This window comes from Butyricimonas sp. BSD2780061689_150309_C8 (assembly GCF_015560935.1).
Classification (GTDB): Bacteria; Bacteroidota; Bacteroidia; order Bacteroidales; family Marinifilaceae; genus Butyricimonas; species Butyricimonas paravirosa.
Window position 1 is genome coordinate 15,167 of record NZ_JADMSV010000018.1, and the last position, 18,355, is coordinate 33,521.

Annotated in this window: 15 protein-coding genes; all 15 read left to right on the forward strand. The window is 43.2% G+C overall.

Annotation, left to right across the window (positions count from 1 at the left end; all coding sequences use genetic code 11):
* The first annotated feature begins 59 nt into the window (after window positions 1-59).
* The 15 genes from I2I33_RS13465 to I2I33_RS13535 all read left to right on the forward strand — a co-directional run bounded on the left by I2I33_RS13465 (window position 60) and on the right by I2I33_RS13535 (window position 18,301).
* On the forward strand, window positions 60-1,553 hold the full coding sequence (locus tag I2I33_RS13465; protein ID WP_087421192.1) for a 4Fe-4S binding protein: 1,494 nt from the start codon (window positions 60-62) through the stop codon (window positions 1,551-1,553).
* 13 nt (window positions 1,554-1,566) lie between these two features.
* On the forward strand, window positions 1,567-2,985 hold the full coding sequence (locus tag I2I33_RS13470; protein WP_087421193.1) for an aldo/keto reductase: 1,419 nt from the start codon (window positions 1,567-1,569) through the stop codon (window positions 2,983-2,985).
* Window positions 2,986-3,003: 18 nt separating this feature from the next.
* Window positions 3,004-3,441, forward strand: a complete 438-nt coding sequence (locus I2I33_RS13475; RefSeq protein WP_087421321.1) for a DUF1893 domain-containing protein — start codon at window positions 3,004-3,006, stop codon at window positions 3,439-3,441.
* Window positions 3,442-3,447: 6 nt separating this feature from the next.
* Complete coding sequence (locus tag I2I33_RS13480) at window positions 3,448-5,340, forward strand: TonB-dependent receptor (protein ID WP_087421194.1); 1,893 nt, start codon at window positions 3,448-3,450, stop codon at window positions 5,338-5,340.
* Window positions 5,341-5,418: 78 nt separating this feature from the next.
* A complete protein-coding gene (locus tag I2I33_RS13485; RefSeq protein ID WP_410492003.1) occupies window positions 5,419-6,336 on the forward strand; it encodes a DUF362 domain-containing protein in 918 nt (305 codons plus the stop codon).
* A 13-nt stretch (window positions 6,337-6,349) separates the two neighbouring features.
* Window positions 6,350-6,862: an ECF transporter S component gene (locus I2I33_RS13490; protein ID WP_087421195.1), complete on the forward strand. Its 513-nt coding sequence runs from the start codon at window positions 6,350-6,352 to the stop codon at window positions 6,860-6,862.
* Between the two features lie 3 nt (window positions 6,863-6,865).
* Window positions 6,866-7,057 carry a twin-arginine translocase TatA/TatE family subunit gene (locus I2I33_RS13495; protein ID WP_183312882.1) on the forward strand — a complete coding sequence of 64 codons (192 nt, stop codon included), beginning with the start codon at window positions 6,866-6,868 and terminating at the stop codon, window positions 7,055-7,057.
* A gap of 1 nt (window position 7,058) precedes the next feature.
* Complete coding sequence (tatC, locus tag I2I33_RS13500; protein ID WP_087421196.1) at window positions 7,059-7,847, forward strand: twin-arginine translocase subunit TatC; 789 nt, start codon at window positions 7,059-7,061, stop codon at window positions 7,845-7,847.
* Window positions 7,848-7,983: 136 nt separating this feature from the next.
* Window positions 7,984-8,529, forward strand: coding sequence for an RNA polymerase sigma factor (locus I2I33_RS13505; protein WP_087421197.1), 546 nt, complete (start codon window positions 7,984-7,986; stop codon window positions 8,527-8,529).
* A 192-nt stretch (window positions 8,530-8,721) separates the two neighbouring features.
* A complete protein-coding gene (locus I2I33_RS13510; RefSeq protein ID WP_087421198.1) occupies window positions 8,722-9,906 on the forward strand; it encodes a FecR family protein in 1,185 nt (394 codons plus the stop codon).
* Window positions 9,907-9,993: 87 nt separating this feature from the next.
* Window positions 9,994-13,407 carry a SusC/RagA family TonB-linked outer membrane protein gene (locus I2I33_RS13515; protein WP_162613782.1) on the forward strand — a complete coding sequence of 1,138 codons (3,414 nt, stop codon included), beginning with the start codon at window positions 9,994-9,996 and terminating at the stop codon, window positions 13,405-13,407.
* Window positions 13,408-13,418: 11 nt separating this feature from the next.
* Entirely contained in the window at window positions 13,419-14,903 is a 1,485-nt protein-coding gene (locus I2I33_RS13520; RefSeq protein WP_162613783.1) for a RagB/SusD family nutrient uptake outer membrane protein, read from the forward strand.
* Between the two features lie 11 nt (window positions 14,904-14,914).
* Window positions 14,915-15,661, forward strand: coding sequence for a DUF4843 domain-containing protein (locus I2I33_RS13525; RefSeq protein ID WP_087421201.1), 747 nt, complete (start codon window positions 14,915-14,917; stop codon window positions 15,659-15,661).
* 33 nt (window positions 15,662-15,694) lie between these two features.
* Window positions 15,695-17,290 (forward strand): PKD-like family lipoprotein, encoded by a 1,596-nt coding sequence (locus tag I2I33_RS13530; RefSeq protein WP_162613784.1) that lies wholly within the window; start codon window positions 15,695-15,697, stop codon window positions 17,288-17,290.
* Between the two features lie 12 nt (window positions 17,291-17,302).
* A complete protein-coding gene (locus I2I33_RS13535; RefSeq protein ID WP_087421203.1) occupies window positions 17,303-18,301 on the forward strand; it encodes a hypothetical protein in 999 nt (332 codons plus the stop codon).
* Window positions 18,302-18,355 lie beyond the last annotated feature (54 nt).

An 18,355-nucleotide genomic window follows, 5' to 3' on the forward strand; every position in this document is an offset into this window, starting at 1 on the left:
AAATTATAGTGTAAACATTCCATAATTTTGTAATGTTTTAATAACTAAAATAACAGCTTATGCTACGCAGAATCAGATTAATAGTAGCCCTTGTGTTTTTTATCTTGATCACCTTGTTGTTTCTCGATTTTACGGGAACATTACATGCGTGGTTCGGATGGCTGGCGAAAATACAGTTCCTGCCGGCCGTGCTGGCCTTGAATGTCGGGGTCATTCTTTTATGGGTGGTATTGACGCTCGTGTTTGGACGGGTGTATTGTTCGGTGATTTGTCCGTTGGGTGTGTTTCAAGATGTGGTGTCTTGGTTTAGCGGACGGCGAAAGAAAAAGAAGTATCGTTTTTCGTATTCTCCCGCGGTTTCGTGGTTACGGTACGGGGTGTTGGGAGTGTTTATTATTGCCATGATTGCCGGAATTGGTTCGGTTGTGGCATTGTTGGCTCCGTATAGTTCTTACGGGCGAATCGTTTCGAATCTTTTCGCTCCCGTGTACCAGTGGGGAAATAACGTGTTGGCTTATTTTGCCGAAAGGAGTGATAGCTACGCTTTTTACGAGACTTCGGTATGGCTGAAGAGTTTGCCGACGTTTATTATTGCGGCGGGCACGTTTGTCGTGTTAGTTGTACTGGCATGGCGAAATGGTCGAACCTATTGCAACACGATCTGTCCGGTAGGTACGGTGTTGGGATTCTTCTCCCGGTATTCCTTGTTTCGTCCGGAGATTGATGCGGAGAAATGTACAAATTGTAGTTTATGTTCCCGTAGATGCAAGGCGGCTTGCATTAATTACAAGGATCATCGGATTGATTATAGTCGTTGTGTGACTTGTATGGATTGTATTGATTCCTGTAAGCATGGTGCGATCAGTTATAAATATCGGTTTGGGAAAAAAGAGATAAAAGAAACTTCCGAAACGGGAAATACAAATAATGCTCGTCGTAGTTTTTTGACCGGGATGGGACTGGTTCTTGTTTCTTCGGCTGTCAAGGCGCAGGAGAAAAAGGTGGATGGCGGTTTGGCTGTTATTCTCGATAAGAAAGTCCCTGCCCGGACGACACCGCTTGTACCACCGGGAGCCAAAGGGATACGTAATATGCGGACGCATTGTACCGGTTGTCAGCTTTGTGTTTCGGTATGCCCGAATCAGGTGTTACGTCCCTCTACCAAGTTGGAAACGCTTATGCAGCCGGAAATGTCATACGAGAGAGGGTATTGCCGACCGGAATGTACGAAATGTTCGGAGGTATGTCCGGCGGGAGCAATCTTGAAACTTACCCCGGCGGATAAGTCGGCCACACAGATTGGTCATGCCGTGTGGGTGGAGAAGAATTGCGTGCCACTTCGGGATAAAGTAGAGTGTGGTAACTGTGCCCGGCATTGCCCGACGGGAGCGATTACTATGGTTCCTTCCGATGCAGATGATGCGGATTCGTTGAAAATTCCGGTTGTGAATGTGGAACGTTGTATCGGTTGCGGGGCTTGCGAGAATCTTTGTCCGGCACGTCCATTCAGTGCCATTTACGTGGAAGGACATGAACAGCACAGAACGATCTAAAAATGACGAGTACATGGAAAAGAAAGATAGAAAAGAAGAGATAAACCGCCGGGAATTTTTAAAGCGATTAGGGGTTGGTGCGGCTGCATCGACGATCGGTTTGGTGGGTTGTAATTCGAGAAATAATATCGTGTCGGGCAATCGTTCGGCACAAGGGGAAATCCCGACAGATCAAATGACTTACCGGACGCATCCGAGGACGGGTGATAAAGTCTCCCTGCTGGGATATGGTTGTATGCGCTGGCCGGATACGAGTGGCGGTGCAGGACGGAATCCGGATGCGGATTTGGATCAGGAGACGATTAATCGGTTGGTGGATACGGCTATTGCACATGGTGTTAATTATTTCGACACGTCTCCCGCTTATTGTATGGGGCGTTCCGAGCGTGCCACGGGTATTGCCTTGAAACGTTATCCGCGCAACACGTATTTTATTGCTACCAAATTGTCCAATTTTGCCCCTTCGACTTGGAGTCGTGAGGCTTCTATCGCGATGTACCGCAACTCGTTTAAAGAATTGCAGGTGGATTACATCGACTATTTGTTACTGCACGGGGTCGGGATGGGGAACGGAATGAAGGAGTACGAGGCTCGTTACGTGAATAACGGTGTGTTAGATTTCCTGCTTGAAGAACGTGAGACGGGGCGGATTCGTAACTTGGGATTCTCTTATCACGGGGATATAAAAGTCTTTGATTACTTGCTCTCGATACATGATCGGGTAAAATGGGATTTCGTGCAGATCCAGTTGAATTACGTGGACTGGAAACACGCGAAGGAGGTGAATACCCGGAATACAGATGCCGAGTACCTTTACGGGGAATTGCAAAAGTTGAACATCCCAGCTATTATCATGGAACCCCTGTTAGGTGGCCGTCTTTCGAACGTGCCGACTCATGTGGCGAACACGTTGAAATTGCGTAAGCCCGAATCTAGCGTGGCCTCGTGGGCGTTCCGTTTTGCGGGTTCGTTTCCCGGGGTATTGACTGTTTTGAGCGGGATGACTTACATGGAGCATCTAGAGGATAACTTGCGTACTTTCTCACCGCTGGACCCGTTGACGGATGATGATAAGGTATTTTTGGAGGAAACGGCACAACTGATGTTGCGATACCCGACCATCCCCTGTAATGATTGTAAATATTGTATGCCTTGTCCTTACGGTTTGGATATTCCGGCTGTGTTGTTGCACTATAACAAGTGTATTAACGAGGGTAACGTGCCTGCCTCGTCACAAGATGAGAATTACCGTAAGGCCCGGCGGGCATTCCTTATCGGGTATGACCGTTCGGTTCCCCGGTTGCGACAGGCCAGTCATTGCATCGGTTGTGACCAGTGCGTGCATCATTGTCCGCAGGGAATTAACATCCCGAAAGAGATGCAACGAATTGATCATTTCGTGGAGGATTTGAAACAGGAACGGGTATTTTAAATAGAGAAAATGAGCATGATGGTTGAAACGGACCGAAAGGTGTTGATTGAGCGCTTGGATGCGGAACAATGTTCCTGCGTGATTTATAACGGGGGAGAGACCCGGTTGTTCTGGGAGCGGGGTGTACAGGATTTGTACCGGTTGTTGAAAACGGAACTGGATTTTCTTCGGGGAGCGTTTATTGCGGATAAAGTGATTGGCAAGGCTGCTGCCGCCTTGATGGCTTTGGGGGGCGTGGATGAGGTGTTTGCCCGGGTTATCAGTAGCCCGGCCAGAGAGCTTTTGGAACGATCCGGAATTAAGGTGGATTTTTTGTCGGAAGTACCTCATATTATTAATCGTACTCAAACAGGTTGGTGTCCGTTGGAGACTTGCTGTTTCCGGATGCACACGGCAGAAGAGTGTCTGCAACAGATAGAGGATTTTATACATACGATGAATAACGTAACAAAATAATACAGGATGAAAAAGATACTATTTACCGTGCTATTTTTGGGTGGGCTTGTTTCCTTGCGGGCTGAGGAAGTGCCTGATAGCTTATCGGTGCAGAAAAAAGTGACCATAGAAGAGGTTGTTGTTACCGGAACTCGAAACGAGACGGACGTGCGGCATTTGCCAATGACGGTTTCCGTGGTGAACCGGGAACAGATCGAACATCGTAACGATCCCTCGTTATTGCCTCTTTTGACCGAGTATATACCGGGACTTTTCACGACGTCCAGAGGGCTGATGGGATATGGTGTATCCGGAGGGGCTGCCGGGGGAATGAGTTTGCGGGGAATTGGGGGTGTGCCACAGGAGGGATTACCGACAACAGGGATGCTCGTGTTAATTGACGGACACCCGCAATACATGGGACTGATGGGACATCCGATTTCCGATGCTTACCAGTCTTTGCTGGCGGAACGTGTAGAAGTGCTGCGGGGTCCGGCGTCTGTGTTATACGGGTCGAACGCGATGGGGGGAGTGATCAATATTGTAACTCGGAAGATGCAGCAGGATGGAATCCGGACACATGCTAACGTGGGGTACGGTTCGTATAACACGTTGCAATCGGAGGTTACCAATCGTATTCGGAAGGGGCGGTTCACAAGTATTGTCAGTGGTTCCTATAATCGTACGGACGGCCATCGGAAGGATATGGAGTTCGAACAATATGGCGGCTATGCCAAATTCGGATACGAGATTTCGGATGCGTGGAATGTCTGGGCCGATGTGAATCTGACTCATTTTGATGCCTCGAATCCGGGAGAAATTTCCAATCCATTACTTGATAACGACCAGCGAATTACACGAGGAATGACCTCTTTTGCCTTGGCTAATAATTATGCGAAAACGTCGGGAACGTTGAGTTTCTTTTATAACTGGGGGAAACATTGGATTAATGATGGTTATAATTTAGGGGGTGATCCTCTTGATTATCGGTTTCATTCACGTGACCTGATGTTGGGTGTCTCTTGGTACCAGAGTGTACAGCTTTTCGAGGGAAATCGCCTGACCGTGGGATTTGATTATTTCCATTTCGGGGGAGAGGCTTGGAATAAGACGTTAGCAGGAGAACGAGATACTCAAGCGGATAAAACACAGGATGACGTGGCAGGATATATTGATTTCCGGCAGAATTTGGGAGATTGGCTTACTTTTGACGTGGGACTCCGTGTTGACCATCATTCGCAAGTGGGGACGGAATGGGTTCCGCAGGTCGGATTTTCTTTCCATTTGCCGGAAAACAGCGAGGTGAAGTTGATGGCAAGCAAGGGATTCCGTTACCCGACGATTCGTGAAATGTATATGTTCCGTCCGGCTAACCCGGATCTGAAACCGGAGAGGTTATGGAGTTACGAACTTTCATTTGCACAGCGGTTGCTGGATGGACGATTGTCATATGGTGTGAATGTTTTCTATATTGACGGGGAGAATCTGATTATGCGTATGCCGATAGACGGGCGTCCCTTAAACGTGAACACGGGAAAGATTGAGAATTCCGGCATAGAGGCTCAGGTGGCTTACCGGATTGTTCCTGCTTGGTCCGTGGATGCGAATTATAGTTATTTGCACATGGATAATCCCGTGTTAGCCTCTCCGGAGCATAAACTTTATGCAGGAACGGCTTTTTCAAAGGGACGTTGGAACGTGTCAACCGGATTGCAATATGTGGCTGGGTTGTATAAAGAACTTGATCCGGAAGAAACCGAGGATTTCCTGTTATGGAATGTACGCGGGTCTTTCCGTGTACTGGATGGGTTTGATGTTTGGGTGAAGGGAGAGAATCTACTTGCTCAAAGATACGAGATCAATGCCGGATTCCCGATGCCGAAGGCGACGGTGATGGCGGGAGTGAATATAAAATTTTAAATCGTAATACATAATATCATGAAAATGAGAAGGAATATTTGTATGATTTTGTTCTCCGTGTTGTCAACCGTGACAGGGATGAATTGCGCTAACGCACAAGAACAAAAATCCGATGGAAATACCAATGTACCGAAAGTGTATATGTTCAAGGAGATTTCCCCGGAGAATTTGGTGAAGATTTACGAGGCTTTAGGCCGGGAGGCAACAGGAAAAGTTGCCGTGAAATTATCCACGGGAGAACCGGGTGGACATAATTTCCTGCAACCGGCTTTGATCAAGGATTTGGTGCAGAAAGTGAAGGGAACTATCGTGGAATGTAACACGGCTTACGGGGGCGGACGTGCCGATACCGAAAATCATTTGAAAGCGGCTAAAGATCACGGGTTCACTGCCATTGCTCCGGTAGACATCATGGATGCGGAGGGAGAAGTGGCACTTCCCGTGAAGGGTGGTAAGCATTTGAAAGAGGATTTTGTCGGTTCACATTACTTGAACTATGATTTCACGATTGTTCTTTCACATTTTAAAGGTCATGCGATGGGTGGTTTCGGTGGAGCTATCAAGAACATATCCATTGGTATTGCATCCTCTGCCGGAAAAGCTTGGATTCATTCAGCCGGGAAAACGAAAGGCAACCCGTGGGGTAATTTGCCCCCACAGGATGATTTTCTGGAATCTATGGCCGAGGCCGCAAAGGCAATCGTAGACCATTGTGGGGACAAGATTTTGTATATCAGCGTGGCGAATAATCTTTCCGTGGATTGCGATTGTGATTCTTCTCCGGAGGACCCCAAGATGGGAGACATCGGTATTCTGGCCTCTCTTGATCCGGTTGCTTTGGACAAGGCCTGTACGGATTTGGTTCGGGCTTCTGAAGATCATGGAAAGATCCATCTGATTGAGCGTATTGATTCCCGTAATGGAATGCACACGCTGGAATATGGCGAAAAGATCGGTTTGGGAAGTCAGAAGTATGAATTGGTAAAATTGGATTAAAGAATATAAGAGTATGAGAACGACAACAGTAAAACTTTATTCATTGGAATATAATCAGTTGAGGACCTATCTGGCCGTGACTTTATTCGTGGCGGGTAATATTATCCTGCCGCAGTTGTGTCATCTGGTTCCGCAGGGCGGTATTCGCTGGTTACCGATTTATTTCTTTACCCTCGTGGGGGCTTATAAATACGGTTGGAAGGTGGGTTTATTGACGGCACTAGTTTCTCCGTTGGTAAATTCGGCTCTTTTCGGGATGCCTGCGGTGGCCGTGTTGCCTGCCGTGTTGCTGAAATCGGTATTATTGGCCGTGGCTGCCGGGTATGCTGCAACCCGTTTTCGGAAGGCCTCTTTGGTATTACTCGTGGGAGTGGTACTTTTTTACCAGATCGTGGGAACGTTAGGCGAGTGGATGCTGGAAGGTAGTTTTTATGTTGCCTTACAGGATTTTCGTATCGGGTTACCCGGAATGTTGATGCAGGTTGTGGGTGGTTGGCTATTTATTAACCATATAATTCGTAAATAGAGTATGATGAATTCATTATTTATTGGCAGTGTCGGTATGCCGGAAGTGCTGCTTATCGTGTTAGTTGTGTTGCTGTTATTTGGTGGCAAGAAGATTCCTGAATTGATGAGAGGAATTGGCAAAGGTATACATTCTTTCAAAGAAGGAATGAACGGGGTGGAGAAAGAAATTACTTCAGAAGAGAAAAAAGAGTAGTATGGAACAAGTCGGTAAGTCTGAGAATCAGAGTTTTTGGGAACACTTGGACGTGCTGCGGGCCTCGTTGGTGAAGATTGCCATCGTGACCGTGGCTTTTGGTGTTGTTGCGTTCTTTTTCAAAGATGAGTTGTTTGCTGTTATATTAGCGCCCAAAGAGGCAGATTTTATTACTTACCGGCTTTTATTTTTGCTTAGTGGATGGATGACGGGTGCCGAATCCCCGGACTTTTTCGTGAAATTGATCAATACCGGGTTGGCGGAACAGTTCCTGATCCACATGAAAGTGGCGATGTGTATGGGGATTTTATGTGCCTCTCCTTATATTTTGTATCAATTATTCCGTTTCGTGTCCCCGGCTCTCTACTCTAACGAGCGCAAATATGTCGTGAGAGTGGTGGGGAGTGGGTATGTCATGTTTATGCTGGGTGTCCTGCTTAGCTATTTTCTTATCTTTCCGTTAACTTTTCGTTTCTTGGGAACTTATCAGGTGAGTAGTGACGTGGAGAATATGATCGCGTTGCAATCGTATATCAGTACCTTGATTTTGATGAGTCTTGCCATGGGAATCGTCTTCGAGATACCTATACTTTCGTGGTTATTTGCCAAGCTGGGATTTATCTCTGCCGATTTTATGAAACGCTATCGACGTCATGCCGTGGTAATTATTCTTATCGTGGCTGCTGTTATAACCCCGACATCAGATATATTCACGTTGTCATTGGTGGCATTGCCGATGTGGTTATTGTACGAGGTGAGTATTTGGATTGTGAAACGTACTGTTCGGTAAGGTCGGTAAATATGAAAAGTGTGATTCGATCTATTTAGGAATAAGATTCATATTTTAGTGTGATAATATAATTTATTTGGTTTTTGAAAATCATTTTATACTTTTACACGGGTAATGTGTGTAAAAGTATAAAGTTATGGCTTTTGTTGAACAGGATAAAGAAAGGACTTTCACGATGGTTTTCGATAAGAATTACGAGGCCCTGTGTTTGTATGCCGTAAAGTTTACCGAGGATTTTTTGGAGGCGGAGGATATAGTACAGGAGGCGTTTGTACGTTTTTGGGAAATGTATCGAGATCGTTTGACCACGGAAAATGCCCGGCCTTTATTGTATCGGATGACACGAAATATGTGTGTGGATCGTGTCCGGGAGAGACCCAAAAGCGTTGTGGATGTGGAAGTAATGACAGATCAATTGGTCTATTATTTTCAGCCGGAATCAGAAGATGATTCCAAGATTGATTTGTTGATGAAAGCCGTTAAAAATTTGCCTGTTAAATGTCAGCAAGTGCTTGTTGCGATCTGTTTCAATGAAAAAAAATACAAGGACGTGGCAGAGGAAATGCAAGTCTCTGTTAATACCGTTAAGACCCAACTAGCGAGGGCTTTGAAGTTGTTAAGGGAAAATTTGAACAGAGAGGATTTCGAGTTATTTCTTACTTTTTTTGTATTTTCTTACTAATTCTTTTCACCCATTTTTCGTTTTTTTCGTTGTATTAATAAACGATCCTTTAATAATAGTTAGAATTTAGCTGTATTAACAGCTATTATTCAACAATTGAAATCTCTTTTTTCTCTCGTAATCAGTTCATTGTAAAAAAGTCTTTTTTCCCACGTTTCTTTCTCAATAATTGATCATTTATTTAGATTTTATATGAACCAAAATTGGGAAGAAATTGTATGGAGGGCCTTGCGGAACGAGTGTTCATCGGAAGAGCTGATGAAGTTACAGGAGTGGCGTAATGAGACTCCCGAAAATGAACAGATGTACGAGGATATAAAGGGAATTGCAGGGATGGGAAACTTTTTGAAGGGGATTGATTCCTTGCACAAGGAAAATGCTTTGGAGAATATTCTGAAAAGAACAAGGCAGAGATCATTGGGGTATTCTCGACTTCTGAAATATGCGGCAGTATTTCTTTTACCATTGTTGTTAGGTGGCACGTTATTTTATTTTCTCAAGTTTAAACATCAAGTGAGGGAGGTGCTTCCTGTATCTGTGGCTAAACAGATCCTACCGGGAGGACCTAAGGCGATTCTTTACCTTTCAGATGGTCAAGTGATTGATTTGAACCGGACCATTGATTCGGTTATCGTGGATAAACATTCAGGACAGGAAATTACGTTATCAAAGGATATAAACGCCTTGAATTATAGTGGTGTGACAGGGAATACTACTCAACCAAAAGAGTTAGCATACAATCGAATCGAGGTTCCGAGGGGAGGCGAGTATATGTTGGTGTTATCTGACGGGACAAAAGTATGGTTGAATTCAGAAACCCGCTTGGAGTACCCGCTTGCATTTGGCAAGTATAGCCGGGATGTACGTTTAAGCGGAGAGGCTTATTTCGAGGTGACAAAGGATGAGGCAAGGCATTTTAACGTCATCATGGAGGGGGCGACAATCGAGGTCACGGGAACCTCTTTTAACGCATCTTGTTACCCGGGAGAAGGACAATGCAGGGCCGTGTTGGAAAGTGGTAAGATCAATTTAAGAACAGAGCATGGGGTGGCAGCCGTTGACGTGGGCGAGTGTGCCTCTTATGATATTGTTTCGGGTAAAGTGACCGTGGAGACCGTTGATTTAAAATACTTCACCTCGTGGCGATACGGTACATTTTATTTTTACAACACGCCCTTATCCGAGATCGTTCAGAAGTTGGGACGCTGGTATGATGTGAATTTTAAATTTGCTGATGAATCCTTGCGAGACGTGTGTTTTTCCGGGGCTGCACTACGAAGTAAATCAATTGATTTTATGTTAGAATTGTTGGCGAGTACACAATCATTAAAATTTGATATACAGAGTGATGGAACAATCTTGATATATAAAAAATAAAAGAGGAAGAATTGGTCCTCTTCCCCTTTTCTATTTAACTAAATCTCTCCGGCAAGAGAGAATTAATAATTAATGGTACACAAATCTATGAAAAAAAAATCAAAAGATGGCACATCCCGGTGCGGGAAAGTGACATGCAAATTTTGGAAAGTTATGCGATTGCAGCTATTAATGATTTTTGTGACGCTATTTCAGTTACATGCTGAAAATAGTTACACGCAGCAAAAGGTGAGTATCCTGTTCAAGGATGCCGCGATCGAGGAGGTTATCAAGGCGGTCGAGGCTCAATCCGGTTACGTGGTGGTGTATAACAATACACTGTTGAAGACTGTAAAACGGGTTACCGTGACTTTACGGAATGTGAATGCCGTGGAGGCTTTGAACGAGGCTTTAAAAGGAAGTGGTTTACATTGTAAGCTGGTAGAAGATTTCTTGGTAATCGCCAAGGATAACGTAAAAACGGCTCCGGAAGATGATAAGGGGAGAAAGATTGAGGGGAAGGTGACGGATAAGGATAAAATGCCACTTCCGGGAGTAACTGTTTTGATAAAAGGAACTACGGGGGGAGTTGTGACGGATACGGCAGGAAGATTCCGGCTGACTTTGCCTGGTAATAAGGAAATTACTTTGCAATTTTCTTTTGTGGGAATGAAGACGAAAGAGATTAAAGTTACGGATGATAAACCGCTTTTGGTTATTTTGGAAGAGGACGTGACAGAAGTGGAAGAGGTCGTTGTGAATGGTATCTTTCAACGAAAAGCGGGAAGTTTTACCGGTTCGGCTTTGACCATGAAGGGAGAAGATTTGAAAAAGGTAAGTAATTCAAACGTGTTTGCCAGTTTGAAAAATCTGGACCCGTCATTGATGATTTTTGATAACTTGGAATATGGATCGGACCCGAATAAAATGCCGACAATGGCATTGCGAGGAAAGACGGCCTTTGATGTTAATTCGGATGATATAGACTTGAAAGGAAGTTATGCTAATGACCCGAATGCACCTTTATTTATCTTGGATGGTTTTGAAGCCTCTATCCAAAAAATTGCGGATTTAGATATGAATAGGGTTGAATCATTGACCATTTTAAAGGATGCTTCGGCAAAAGCCATTTATGGGTCTAAAGCTGCTAACGGGGTGATTGTTATTGAGACAATTAAGAATACGGATGCCTCTCTGCGTATTTCGTATAATGGTAGTCTGGAAATTCAGGCTCCAGATCTTTCTTCTTACAATTTAACGAATGCAGCTCAAAAGTTAGAGTTGGAGAAAGATGCAAATATGTTTTATGATAAAAATCCGGATACCTATTATAATTTGCAAAAAGAGTATAATCAGAAATTAGCAGCAGTGGTTTCCGGGATTGATACGGATTGGTTATCCAAGCCTTTGCGTAATGGTGTCGGTACGAAACATGGGCTTTCGTTTGAGATGGGTAATGAACGTTTGAATCTGGTTGTCGGATTTAATTATAATAATGTACAAGGTACGATGAAGGGATCTGACAGAACCAATTACGAGGGAAGCGTGTCGATCTCTTATCGGTATAAAGGATTGAATTTTAGAGATAATCTCACGATTACTTCTAACGTGGCCAATGATTCTCCTTATGGAGCATTTAGCGAGTATGCAGCCGTCAATCCTTACCTTTCTCCTTATGATGAAAAGGGCCAGTTGGTACAAAATGCTAACATTATTCCGGGGGCGGATAATTTTGTGGCGAATCCATTGTATAATGCCTCTTTGAACACGAAGTTACAATCGAAATATATTGATGTGACGAATAACTTGAGCGTGGAATGGATGATCGTGATGGGATGGAAAGTAACGGGACGTTTTGGAATTACAGAAAAACGAGTACGTGCAGATGAATTTTATCCGGCTAATCATTTAAAGTTCAGGTCTTATAAAGATGATGAATTTTTCCGTAAAGGAAGTTACCAGATTAATGAGGGAGAAGAAAAACGATTGAGTGGTGACGTAAATATGCAGTACTCTAAGCAATTCGGGGAAAAACATTACGTGTTTGCCAATGTGGGGTATACTTTGTCTGAAGCTTTCTTCGAGGAAATTATTTACAAGGCAGAAGGTTTTCCGCATGATCGGATGAACGATATTATTTTTGCCCGTCAGTATGCAAAAGATGCCATCCCGACAGGACGTGAATCAACGATTCGGGATATGGGTATCTTGTTTGCAGCGAACTATGCTTTTGACGATCGTTTTTTAGTAGATGGTTCTTACCGGACGAGTGCCTCCAGCCAGTATGGAAAGAATAACCGTTGGGGATCATTCTGGAGTGTCGGATTGGGATGGAATATTCATAACGAGGCTTGGTTAAAGGATTCTAAGATTCAACAATTGAAATTACGGGGATCTTTGGGATATACCGGTTCTCAGAGTGCGGATGCTTATGAGTCTTTGGCGACTTACGAGTACGATTTGCAGAGGGTTTACGGTGGATTTTTGGGCGCCATGTTGAAAGGAATGCGTAACGATGATCTGAAATGGCAAGAGAAATTTGATTACAATATTGGGGTAGATTTTAATTTAGGACGAGTATTGGGGGTAAAGTTTGATTATTATATCGGCAAAACGAAAAATAACTTGTTGGATTTTGACATCCCGACTTATACCGGATTTGAAACCGTGAAAGAGAATATAGGTGATGTGGAAAACAAGGGATTCGATATTCGTTTGAGTGTTACACCTTGGAATATGCCTAAAGAGAGAGGCTATTTCACGATCACGACGGCCATATCACGTAATAAAAATAGAGTGACGGGCGTGTCCTCTGCCATGAAGAACTTCAATGCAAAACAGAATGAAGTCGTTTCAGATGTATTGAATAATAATAAGCCGGTTCAGAAATATTATGATGGTGTTTCACTAGATGCAATTTGGGCTGTTCGGTCTTTAGGAATTGATCCATCAAACGGTCAGGAAATTTATTTGGATAAAAATGGTAACCGGACTTACACGTATCGAGTAGCAGATCAAGTCGTTTGTGGTGATGAAATGCCGGATTTCCAAGGAACGGCTGGATTCATGTTCAGCTATAAAGGAATAGAGCTGAATGCCACTTTCCGTTTCCAATACGGGGCTCAGATGTACAATCAAACTTTGGTGGATAAAGTGGAAAATGCCTCACTTACAGGGAACGTGGATAAACGTTTGTATGCTGGAAGATGGAGAAATCCGGGAGACATAAAGCCATACAAGACATTACCTAATCGATGGGTGGAAGAAGAGCGCGAGTATAAGGATGAGAAAACTCAACCGACTTCCCGTTTCGTGCAGGATCGTAACGAGTTTAGTCTTTCTTCGTTAAGAATCGGTTATGACTTCTGGAAATACGATTTTATCAAGAAACTTTCCATGGAGCGCTTGCGGGTAGAGTTTTATATGAATGATGTGTTTATGCTGTCTTCTATCAAGACAGAACGAGGTACTTCCTACCCTTTTGCTCGGTCATTTAATTTCGCTATACAAGCTACATTTTAAATTTAATGATTATGAAGAGATTATGTAATATATTATGCGTTTTGTTACTTTTAGGAACAATGACGTCATGTGAAGATTGGTTGGATGTAGATCCGAAGTCGGAGGTTAAGGCCGATGTGATGTTTCAATCCGTGAGTGGTTTTAAAGATGCCTTGACCGGGATTTACCTTTTGATGAGTGATCAGGATTTATATGGGCGAGAGGCTACTTGGGGATTCGTGGATGCCTTAGCGCAACAAACTGATGTGAAGGGGGGAGAGTCTTCTGCCTGGTATAATGCGACTCGTTATAATTATTCGGCAACAACAACTTCATCCAATGGAATTTGGAGTAAAAGTTACAATATTATTGCCAACGTGAATTTTTTATTGGAAAATCTGGAGAAGAAAAAAGAGATGTTTTCCCCAGCCATGTACGCTGTCATAAAAGGAGAGGCTTTAGGATTGCGGGCATTCTTGCATTTTGATTTGTTACGTTTGTTCGGATGGGGAGATTTGGACAAACGTCCTGAAAATTTGGAGCGTTTGTGTTTACCTTACATGAAGGAATATTCTCGGGAGTTACAAAAGCAATTGACAGTGGGGGAAGCGTTGGAGAAAGTCATTGCTGATTTACAGGAGTCCATGGAACTCTTGAATGATAATGATCCGTTTGGATTGACTCCTAAACCGGATGATTATGATTTACCGAATGAGGATAAATTTTTCGAGAATCGGCACAAGCGTTTTAATTATTGGGCTGCTGTTTGTACATTGGCCCGTGTGTATATGTGGATGGGCAACAAAACCGAGGCATTACCATTGGCCGAGTTATTTGTGAAAGAAGGTGGTGAAACCTCTTGGATTAGTTCTTACGTGATTGATGCTTACGATCCGGCAGATCGGGATTTGACCTTTACTACCGAGCATGTGTTCGCGTTGGATATTACCAAGCTATTCGAGAATATGCAGTACTATATGAATCCGAGGGCGAATGATCCGAATGAGAATGCCGATTTGTTATACCATACAAAGGCTAGAGCCACCGGTTTATTCGAGTCCACGGACTATCGTTTGGCTCGTTGGTATGACCAAACTGGAAACGAGCATTATGACGGATGGGCTTTTGTGAAATTTTGGGAAGTAGAAAAATACAAATACGGTAGTACCATGCCTTTGATTCGGAAATCAGAGATGTATTATATTGCGGCAGAGTGCTTGCTGGCTACCGGAAAGGATGCAGACCGTTTGTTGGCTATCGATAGATTGAATATCGTTCGCGAGAAAAGAGGAATGTCTGTTTTAGGTAACGACTTAACTGTGGCTTTCGTGCAGAATGAGATCACGAAGGAATATCAACGTGAGTTTATCAACGAGGGACAATTGTTTTACTATTACAAACGCTTGGGATTCGAGAAAATTCCTTATGCGACAAAAGCCGCAACTGATGCTGTTTACGTAGTACCGTTACCCACGTGGGATGTGGATTTAGGCGGAATGGAAGATTACAAGAAATAAAAAGAACGAATATGAAAAATATAAAGAGAATTATTAGCGGATGGCTGATGGGCGCTCTGTTTTTAGGTCTTTTGTCTGCTTGCGAACAGGAAAAAACATTGATGTACGAGCAAGCAGCCGGCGTGTATTTTTATGGAAAGGCAGAGAGCGAGTATAGTTTTGTAACCAATTTGGGTGGAGATGTTTACGTGCAAAACATCCGGGTGGTGACAACGGGTGATTCTGTGAATTATGACCGGAAAGTCATGATTGCTGTCGTTGAAGGTGATACGAACTACGTGAATACTGCACGTCCGGAGCAATACCAATTGTTGGAGGGAATAGTGCCTGCCGGTAAGTTTGAAGGTTCTGCGGCAGTTGAACTCCATCGCACGAAGGATATGAGTGATAGCACTTTTATCGTTCACGTGAAGTTGGTGCCCAATGAGGATTTTCCCTTAGCTGGTTTCGATAGACGTTATTTTTCTTTGTCTGTAACTGATCAATTAACACAACCATCCAATTGGAGCTATCTTTCTTGGTATTTCGGTAATTTTTCTGTTAGTTGGTATCGTTTCATTTTAGGAGTGCTAGACTTGCCGTTAATTCCTTTTGATATTGAGGTGCCAGAGGGAATGGTTGAGTGGACTTACACGGAGTTGGATGCTGCGGTGGCACAAGTGAGAGCTGCATTGTATAAATATAATCGGGAACATCCCGGAGAACCCTTGCGACATGAGGATGGCAAGTATGAGGGGGATGAAGTCGTGATGCCTTAATTGATGATGTTTAATGCGATAAAGAAAGAAATAATGAAAAAATTATCCATATTCTTCTTATTATTCATGACGGTCGTGGCGACTTCTTGTTATGATGACAAGTCGTCCACTGATTTCGAAGTTGTGAAGCCCATTGTGATCGACTTTGGAGATGCATCGACTTCGGTGAATGTTTTTCAATTCGACACGTTGAAGATTAGCCCAATCATTTATAAAAATGGGGTAAAAGATGAAAACTTGACATACGAGTGGAAAATACAGGGAGACAAGTATCCGGAAACAGTGTTGTCACACAAGATGACGTTTAGCGAGCCGATTTCCGTGGTTCCGGATAGTAAAGCGTATAATTTGATTTTGACCGTGACAGATAAAACAACCGGGATTCAGGAATTTGCCCGAATTTCAGTTTCCGTGCAGGCATCCTTAGGAACGGGATTGTTCGTGGCAGACACGCGTGACGGGCAAAATTCGGATATTTCCTTGATCATGTCGATGAACTTTTCCACGCGTAATTTCACGGATAAGGATACCCGTATTTTCAGAAATGTCTATTCTTCCGTGAATCAACATTTGTTGGATGGAGTTGTAACAGGAATGTCTTCATTGATTAGATCCGGTGATTGTCGTACTTTGACCTTCGTTACAGCGGAGAATGTTTATCGGGTAGATCCTTATGAGTTGGTCGATAAGGAAAAAAACAATGATATATTTGTTTTCCCGATAGATGAATCTGAATTTGTGCCTAAAGGGATTCTTTTGTGGAATTATAAAGGATTGGAATTATTAAATTTAGATGGTCATGTTTATCGGAGAACAACCAACTGGGGAAATTTGACGTATGATTTTTATCTTTTACCACCGGATTTTGATGAACGGGATTATTATGTCACGATGATGGGAGTCTGTGGTTCATATTATAATGAATTCCCTTATGTTTTTGATAAAAAAAATCAACGAATATTGGTTGTGAGCAGTTGGTATGATTCCTTCCAACAATTCCCGAAACAGAGTTCAAGTGCAGCTTTTGACGTGAATAATATTGGTGCATACGATGCGATATGGATGGGAGAGGGTGAAAATTCTCAATTGTTGACGGTTTTCAAGGCTGAACAAGGAAATGAAAGATGGTTGGGAATGATGAAATACGACTCTTACGGTTTTAATGAAAAAGTTGGGGTTGGGAAGTTTGATTTATCTCATTGTCCTGGTATAAGCGAGGCTGTCGGCTTTGCCTCATCTCCGGTATCTCCTGATTTTTATTATGCAACCAAAGATCAGATTTATACATTCTCGTTGGGAAATGCAGGTGAAGTTGTGGCAGAGCCTCGTTATGCAGTGGATAAAGAAAGGGATGGTGATATTACTTCGATGAGATTGTGGCGTGAAGAGTATTCCCGAATGAACGTGTCAAATTCTGGTTCTTCTACCGGAATTTCTACTCAGAGTGCGCAAAATAGATTGTTGGTGATAACGACTTACAAGGAGTCAACAGGAGAGGGTAAAGTGATCACGATCCCTATTACACAATTGAGGAGTGGAACGTTGGAACCCAATCGTGACGTTCATGGAAGATACGAGGGTTTTGGACGGATTACGAGCGTGACTTATAATAATACGAGTGGTTATTAAAATATATTGGTTATGAAATTGATGTTAAGAAATATAGGATGTCTGTTGTTATTTGCTGTTGTCTGGGTTTCTTGTAATGATGACGATGATGTCAAAGTGGGCAAGCAAGTTGTTAACCCGGTTCGTGTCAAAGAGATCACGGGGCATAATGAGCATTGGGGGGATTACACGCTAAAATTGGCGTATGAGAATGATAAGATCTCGACCATAGAGCGATTCGATAAGAACGGACGCCAGAAAGGAGAACTTGTGATCACGAAGGAACAGGGTGTGATGACATATTCTCTGGATGATTACGTGTACAAGATTGATGCGAATGCCATCGCTGATTTGGATCAAGAGTTAGCCCGGAAATATGGAGCGGGAAATTATTCGTTAGAAGATAGTATCCCGTTGGTTGCGAAAACTATTTACGAAGTAGCACTTACGCTTGATGAAGAGAGTGTAGTTACCAGACAGAAAATCTCTTATTTTACACCGAAAAAAGATTTTGGGGTGGGTGAGGATTTTAATAATGATTATCCTTTGGAACGGGTTGAAACTTATATATACGAGTACGACGAGAAAGGAAGCGTGTTGAATGTTCGTTTGTTTGTTGATAAGTATAGCCCGGGAAATGCGAAAGATTACGTGTCTCGTGAACTTTATAAATGCGAGTATGAATATCACGGGGGGAAGATCGTGACGAATCGCATTTACACGGTGAATAACCAGAGTGAGGAAAGTTGGGTTTTGATGGAAGATCGGATTTACACGTATTCAGGTAACAATTTGGTTTCGGTAAAGGGTGATGGTTACTCGTTGGAAAAAAATTATAGTGATACCCGAACATTATCGTTGAACTTGAATGGAGAAACGACTTCTTACGCGTTGGATGAATATGGTTTCCTTGTTAAAAGTGATAATGGTAAGGGAGAGGTGATGAATGTAACTTATGAATCCGGAAACGGTAATTTTTATCATTTGTATCGTTTGGATCGGGAGCAGGAAGGATTTCCGGTTATAAAATAGTGATGAATGTAGTTTCGAGGAGTCGCTTGCGACTCCTTTTTTACTTGTAAATGA

Excerpts from the sequence above, each read along its gene's own strand:
- I2I33_RS13530 (WP_162613784.1), top strand. The coding sequence starts at position 15,695 with ATGAAAAAATTATCCATATTCTTCTTATTATTCATGACGGTCGTGGCG.
- I2I33_RS13515 (WP_162613782.1), top strand. The coding sequence starts at position 9,994 with ATGAAAAAAAAATCAAAAGATGGCACATCCCGGTGCGGGAAAGTGACA.
- I2I33_RS13520 (WP_162613783.1), top strand. The coding sequence starts at position 13,419 with ATGAAGAGATTATGTAATATATTATGCGTTTTGTTACTTTTAGGAACA.
- tatC (WP_087421196.1), top strand. The coding sequence starts at position 7,059 with ATGGAACAAGTCGGTAAGTCTGAGAATCAGAGTTTTTGGGAACACTTG.
- I2I33_RS13505 (WP_087421197.1), top strand. The coding sequence starts at position 7,984 with ATGGCTTTTGTTGAACAGGATAAAGAAAGGACTTTCACGATGGTTTTC.
- I2I33_RS13465 (WP_087421192.1), top strand. The coding sequence starts at position 60 with ATGCTACGCAGAATCAGATTAATAGTAGCCCTTGTGTTTTTTATCTTG.
- I2I33_RS13535 (WP_087421203.1), top strand. The coding sequence starts at position 17,303 with ATGAAATTGATGTTAAGAAATATAGGATGTCTGTTGTTATTTGCTGTT.
- I2I33_RS13525 (WP_087421201.1), top strand. The coding sequence starts at position 14,915 with ATGAAAAATATAAAGAGAATTATTAGCGGATGGCTGATGGGCGCTCTG.
- I2I33_RS13475 (WP_087421321.1), top strand. The coding sequence starts at position 3,004 with ATGGTTGAAACGGACCGAAAGGTGTTGATTGAGCGCTTGGATGCGGAA.
- I2I33_RS13470 (WP_087421193.1), top strand. The coding sequence starts at position 1,567 with ATGGAAAAGAAAGATAGAAAAGAAGAGATAAACCGCCGGGAATTTTTA.
- I2I33_RS13495 (WP_183312882.1), top strand. The coding sequence starts at position 6,866 with ATGATGAATTCATTATTTATTGGCAGTGTCGGTATGCCGGAAGTGCTG.
- I2I33_RS13510 (WP_087421198.1), top strand. The coding sequence starts at position 8,722 with ATGAACCAAAATTGGGAAGAAATTGTATGGAGGGCCTTGCGGAACGAG.
- I2I33_RS13490 (WP_087421195.1), top strand. The coding sequence starts at position 6,350 with ATGAGAACGACAACAGTAAAACTTTATTCATTGGAATATAATCAGTTG.
- I2I33_RS13485 (WP_410492003.1), top strand. The coding sequence starts at position 5,419 with ATGAATTGCGCTAACGCACAAGAACAAAAATCCGATGGAAATACCAAT.
- I2I33_RS13480 (WP_087421194.1), top strand. The coding sequence starts at position 3,448 with ATGAAAAAGATACTATTTACCGTGCTATTTTTGGGTGGGCTTGTTTCC.